The organism is bacterium (assembly GCA_030018315.1).
In the GTDB taxonomy this organism is placed as follows: domain Bacteria; phylum Hydrothermota; class UBA3073; order JACQXS01; family JAGMCI01; genus JASEGA01.
Genome location: JASEGA010000047.1, coordinates 1 through 6569, shown reverse-complemented (window position 1 = coordinate 6569; position 6569 = coordinate 1). Strand labels below are relative to the sequence as shown.

Annotated in this window: 6 protein-coding genes; all 6 read left to right on the top strand. The window is 34.9% G+C overall.

Annotation, left to right across the window (positions count from 1 at the left end; genetic code table 11):
- Positions 1 to 118: 118 nt before the first annotated feature.
- On the top strand, positions 119 to 1219 hold the full coding sequence (amrS, locus tag QMD71_09760; GenBank protein MDI6841109.1) for an AmmeMemoRadiSam system radical SAM enzyme: 1101 nt from the start codon (positions 119 to 121) through the stop codon (positions 1217 to 1219).
- A 59-nt stretch (positions 1220 to 1278) separates the two neighbouring features.
- Positions 1279 to 1788, top strand: coding sequence for a cation diffusion facilitator family transporter (locus QMD71_09755; GenBank protein ID MDI6841108.1), 510 nt, complete (start codon positions 1279 to 1281; stop codon positions 1786 to 1788).
- Positions 1788 to 2336, top strand: coding sequence for a DUF1648 domain-containing protein (locus QMD71_09750; protein MDI6841107.1), 549 nt, complete (start codon positions 1788 to 1790; stop codon positions 2334 to 2336). The genes QMD71_09755 and QMD71_09750 overlap by 1 nt, the downstream gene beginning before the upstream one ends.
- Positions 2337 to 5906 (top strand): sigma 54-interacting transcriptional regulator, encoded by a 3570-nt coding sequence (locus QMD71_09745; protein MDI6841106.1) that lies wholly within the window; start codon positions 2337 to 2339, stop codon positions 5904 to 5906.
- Positions 5907 to 6083: 177 nt separating this feature from the next.
- Complete coding sequence (locus tag QMD71_09740; protein ID MDI6841105.1) at positions 6084 to 6278, top strand: hypothetical protein; 195 nt, start codon at positions 6084 to 6086, stop codon at positions 6276 to 6278.
- Positions 6275 to 6569 (top strand): hypothetical protein (locus QMD71_09735; protein ID MDI6841104.1); only part of this gene is annotated, 295 nt, incomplete at its 3' end. The genes QMD71_09740 and QMD71_09735, both read left to right, overlap by 4 nt.

Sequence of the window (6569 nt, the reverse complement as noted above, 5' to 3'; positions counted from 1 at the left end):
CTATTAGACAGATAGAGGACATTTTAGCTTAAAAATTAAAGAGGACATTTTTGCTTGAAAGTGACATACGTCTAATTTTTACTTGATAATTTAAGTATTTTGATTATAATGGTGCTTTATGAGGGTTAAAATCCCGATAATTATTGCAACTCTATTGATTGGGCTTGTAAGTTTGGAATTTCAATTAGAATCTAAAAGTGTCAAGCTTGTCCCTCGTTTAGCAATGTATTGGGAGAAGCTAAACGATAAACTTGTTCAGTGTCATTTATGTCCACGTAATTGTGTGCTTAAACCAAAACAAAGGGGATATTGTAGAGTTAGAGAAAACCAAGCCGGTAAGCTAATGACTCTTAATTATGGGATACCTTGCGCAGTCCATATTGACCCCATAGAAAAGAAGCCATTATTCCATTTTATTCCAAAGAGTGAAGTCTTTTCAATTGCTACTGCTGGGTGCAACCTCAGGTGTAAATTCTGTCAGAACTGGGAAATATCACAAAGACCACCAGAAGAGACTGAAAATGTGTGGCTCCCACCCGATGAAGTAGTACGAATGGCTAAAGAAAATAAGTGCCCATCAATTGCATACACCTATAGTGAGCCTGTTAATTTTTACGAGTATATGTTAGAGACTGCAAAAATAGCTAAAAAAGCAGGAATTAAAAATACAATGCACTCTAACGGTTATATAAACCCGGAGCCTTTAAAAGAGCTTTGTAAATATTTGGATGCAGCTAACATTGATTTAAAAGGGTTTACTGATGAATATTACCAAGAACTATGTGAGGCTGAATTAGAGCCTGTAAAGGTAAGTTTAAAGATTTTAAAAGAAGAGGGAGTTTGGATTGAGATTACAAACCTAATCGTACCAACAAAAAATGATGACCCTAAAACTATAAGGAAGATGTGCGAGTGGATAAGGGATAGTTTAGGAGCTGAAGTCCCTTTACATTTCTCTCGCTTCTGGCCTATGTATAAAATGCAGAACTTACCACCTACCCCTATTGAGACGCTTGAGCAAGCTCGTAAGATAGCTATAGGAGTTGGATTAAAATATGTTTATATTGGAAATATACCAAGCCATAAAGCAGAAAATACTTATTGTCCAAATTGTGGTAAGCTACTTATCCGTAGGATTGGCTATTATGTACCCGAGAATAACATAATTAATGGGAAATGCAAGTTTTGTGGCCAAAAAATACCTGGAGTCTGGAAATAGGTTGATATGCCATATAGTGCTCACGATATTAAAATGAGTAAAATGCTTTTTATTTAGGAATATTTGGTAATATAGGGTTATTTATACTAAAATTATATTTTGGTATATTGGGTAAAAGTATCGCCTTAATAAATGATGCCTTCCATTCCCTCTCAGACCTACTTGCAACAAGTGTAGCTTTACTTGGGTTTAGAGTATCTTTAAGACCAAGAGATGTATCTCATCATTATGGCCATTATAAAGCTGAGCCTTTGGTGGGTCTATTTGTTGCTTTAACATTAGTTGCTATAGGTGTTATTACAGGTTATCGTGCTATTTTAAGCATTATTAAAGGACCAGTTGCACCAAGAAGTATTGCGGCAGTTGCTGCTTTAATCTCTATATTAGGAATGCATGAAATGAGAGTTAGACAACTTGGACGAGGTGTGAGTGTAGATTTACATATAAAAGTGGATTCAAAAAGTTCAGTAATAGAGGGTGATGAAATAGCAAATGCAGTCAGAGAGAGGTTAGAGGATTTAGAAGAAGTTGATTCAGCCCTCGTCCATATATGTCCTCATAATAAGTAATGAGTAAAAAGTTAAGCAACTATTATCCTGTATGGTTAGAATTTGTGTTTCTTTTCTTAATATTTTGTAGTTTTTATCTTGTAGTCACAACTTATCCTGACTTGCCCAAGAAAGTTCCAACCCACTTTGGTCCATCTGGTAAGCCTGATGCATGGGGTCCAAAATCACATATACTTGTTATACCATTCGTTCAAATAGGACTATATACTTTAATGACAGTAGCAACTTCATTTATGGTCAAAAGTTCAACTCCAATAAGATTTGTCAACTTACCAATCTCAAAAGCACGAGTCCAGTCTTTAGATGTGCACAGTATTGAAAGTATAAGAAGAGTAGTGATTAGAAATATCTTCAGTCTAAAGGCAGTAATCATAGCAATGTTCACATATTTAATCTATGCTACTATACAAGTAGCTACGGGAAATTGGAAGGGACTTGGCTGGGGTATAGGATTATTCATTGCTCTGGCACTTATTATTGCAGGTGTTATGACTCTTAACATATATCGTATAATTAGAGAAGTAGAGTCAAAATCTAAGTCGTATTAGATGGACGAATATTTAATTGTAAAGACAAAAATTACTCCACCCAAGCTTGGTAAAAATATACTTAAGCGGACAAGACTGTTAGATTTACTCCGTAGTAATCTAGATAAGAAACTCATTTTAGTCTCAGCAGATGCTGGCTATGGCAAAACAACACTTATTTTAGACTTGGCGTCAGAGATTAATCAACATAGAAAAGCATGGTATACCGTAGATAAAACTGATACCGACCTTATAGTCTTTATGTCTTATCTTGTAGAAAGTATCTCACAGGCTTATCCTAACTTTGGTAATAAAACAAAAATTGTTATTAAGAATGTAAAAGATATATCTGCTAACTTTGAGATAGTAGTTGGTACACTTATTAACGAACTTATGGAGACTTTAAAGGATGAGCTTTTCGTATTTATAGATGACTATCATTTAATAAGGGACTCAACTACAATAAATGATACTTTAGACTACCTTCTTGAACATCAACCTTCAAACTTACACCTAATTATCTCAACTCGCGTTTTACCTACTATTCGATTGGCAAAGTTAAGTGCAAAACAGGAATTGTTTATGCTTAAAAAGGAAGACCTACAATTTACAGGAGAAGAAGTAAAGTATCTATTTAAGGATGTTTACAAGATAGAAATTCCGGATATAGAATTAAACAAGCTTGAGGAACGCACTAAGGGTTGGATTACTGCACTTCAACTTATATCACAAGAATTAAGTTATAAAAAACCTGCTGAAGTAATAGATACCTACTTGAGGGCTGGTGAAAAAGTATTTGAATACTTTAGTAGTGAAATAATGCAAAAACTACCAGAGGATGTACAGTCTTTTCTGCTAAAGTCATCTATTTTAGAATCTATGGAACCAAAACTATTAAACAATCTATTTAGAATAAATAATGCTATTAAGATACTGAATTCACTGCTGAGCCTTAACCTTTTCATCTCTACTATAGAAGAGAAAGAAAACTTTTTTAAGTATCATCCAATTTTTAGAGAATTTTTACTGAATCAGCTGAACAAAACTTTTGACAAAGAGTTAATTAAAGATTTGTATCAAAAAGCTGTTACATATTTTATTCAAGTAGACGATATAGAGAGCGCTATTTCCTATTGTCTTGCTTCAGAGTGTTGGGAGAAGGCAACTGAGCTTATAGAAAAGGTGGCAAGGGATAGAATTAACAAAGGAATGCTGGGTACAGTTAACAACTGGATAAACAGTTTACCTCTTGATATAGTAAATAATCGGCCTTGGCTTTTAGCTTACAAAGGTGAGATATTATATAACTGGGGTGAATTAGACGATGCAATGAACTTATTTAAGAAGGCGAAGAAAATCTTTGGTAAAAAAAGTGATAAGCTTGGCTTAAGTTACATTTTATTAGGAATTGGTGCAACAGCTATCGATCGTGGAGATGTAGATAAAGGGCTAAATAGTATAGAATATGCACTTAAATTGGTGCCTGAGAAGGATTATTTACTTCGGGTAAATATATTAAATAATATAGGACGTGCTCTACGTAGGACAGGCAAATGGAAAGAGGCAATTAAAAATCTAAATAAAGCCCTCTCTTTATGTAAGAAAACAGGAGAATCACTCGCTCAAGCTAAGATACTACTCAACCTTGGAGTAATTTACCACGACCAAGGCGATTTTGTTCTTACAGAACAAAGTCTTAAGAATACATTAGAAATATATAGCAGAACTTTACTCCCTGGGGCTAGTATCTGTTATCATAATATGGCTGTCCTCTCATTGGAGAGAGGAGACTACTTACAATGTAAAAATTGGTTAGAAGCAGGTATTAAAATTTGTAATGAGTTTAATGATAAAAGAGGATTAGCTTACACTTACACATTAATGGGTGAGATGTTAACTGAAATTGGAGAATATGAATCTGCTATAGAAAAGTATCAGGAAGCGTTGACACTGAATATTAGGTTTAAAGATGCAGAAACACAAAGCGACTGTTTAGAAGGTATTGCAAAAGTATATCTCAAACAAGGTGACCTTTATCATGCGGAGCAATACATTAATAAGGTATTAAATATTGCTGAGAAACAGGGTAAAACTTTACGGTTTGCTCGTGTGCTCTTAACCAGGGCTGAGATTGAGTTAGCGATGAGGGCTTTCGATGAAGCTGAAAAGACATTAATAAATTCACTTTCTATAATTGAAAATCTTAAAGCTAAATACGACCTAATGCGAGTATACTTCTTGTTTTCTCAACTTTATTTGGAAAAAGCTATACCTGATGAAAGACAAAAGTTGAAACACTATATAAAGAAAACATTGAGTCTGGCAAGTAAATATGGATATGACTACTTTTTAATTAAAAATTGTAAACATAATCCTTCTTTTCTTGATATTGCAGTTAGGGAAAAAATTAAGCCCCGCTACGCCATTTTTATACTGTCACAGATTGGGCCACTCGCCTTCAATACACTGATTTCGTTATTTGAGCTAAAAGATGAACTCCTACAGAAATGGGTGATAGAGGGGTTAGTAAATATTGGTGATGAGCGTGCTTTGGATTGGTTAGAAAAGTTAGATAAAGAAGAATATCCTTCACTTAAGGAAAATATTTCAGGAGCAATTGATAGATTTCAAAAGGTAAAGGAGACTGTAAAAGAAGCAGTTTATAAGCCCAAAAAAGAGGTAAAGTATAGATTTAAAGACATAGTAGGTGACCATCTAAAGATGCAGGAGCTGTATTCCATTTTAGACAAAGTAATTGATACGGATGCTACTGTTTTACTTGAAGGTGAGACAGGAACAGGCAAGGAATTAGTTGCGAGGGCTATACATTATAATAGTAAGCGTAAGGATAAAAAATTTATCGCTTTAGCCTGCGGAGCTTTGCCAGAAACTTTATTAGAGAGCGAGCTATTTGGCTATGTAAAGGGTGCATTTACAGGTGCAATAGCTACAAAGAAGGGTTTGTTTGAAGAAGCAGATGGTGGCACCTTATTCTTAGACGATGTCGCCAATTTGACTCCGGGAATACAGGCAAAGCTACTAAGAGTGTTAGAAGATAAAGAGATAAGACCTGTAGGTGGAGTAGCATCAACAAAGATAGATGTCCGAATTATTGTCTCAACAAATAAAGACTTAGAACGCGAAGTAAAAGAAGGTAGATTTCGTAATGATTTATACTACCGCTTGGGTGTGGTTAAGGTAAGTCTACCTCCTCTCAGGGAGCGAAAAAGTGATATACCTATTCTTGCACAGCATTTTCTTAAAAAATATTCAACCCAAATGGGTAAAGATATTAAAGGCTTTGATAAAGAGGTAATAGATTTACTGCTTTACCATGACTGGCCTGGTAATGTAAGGGAACTTGAGCATGAGATTGAAAGGGCTGTAGTTTTATGTCGTGATAATATAATTAGAGCTGATAATCTCCGCATAGCTACACCTGTGAAAGAAGAAATAATGAGTGAGGAACAACGAATGATTATAAATGCTATCGCAAAGACTGGCGGAAATAAAACTAAAGCTGCAAAAATAATTGGCTGGACTAGACAAAAACTCTACAGAAGGATGAAAGCTCTTAACATTCCTTATTAAACTATCTGTTACATATCGGACAACATGTGTCCGCATATGTAACACTTCGCTCTTCTTCATAAGTGTTTCTTACTCTCATTTAAAGCCCTGTAAGCCTCTATTTTTCAGTAGGTTATAGCGTTTAAAAGATGAAATGTAGATAATTTGACACAGATTTTGCTATATAAACCATTAGGTATGGGAAAAAACACTGCATTTGCTTATTGGGTTGAAAATTATAATGTGGTAAAAGACTTACTTTTTAAAGGATATAAAGTAGAGGAAATTAAGGAGCTGACGGGTTTAAGTGAAGAAAGTATTAGGAAATATGAGGAGATTGTTAACTCCAATTATTTAATAATAAAAGGAGAATTACAAGGAGGTGTAAGATGAAGGGGATTTTGGGATTTTTTGTGAGTTTGGGTGAGGTAGTAGGTAAAAAGGGAAAGGAAGAGAGAATGAAATTTCTTTCTCACTCTTTCAAAGGGAGGTGTAAGATGTTGAAGCGTAGCGGAAATCCCGCTCTTGCGGGGAAGAAGTGTGTTAGTATGAAGGCTTCGCCTTTGAGGGCTCAAGCCCGAAGGGTTGGGATGATAGTTTTAGCTCTTATTTTAGCCATCCCTGCTATAGCAGGAGAAATTGTTAAAGAGCTCAAATTTAACACAGCGGATTTGGAGTTTAGTA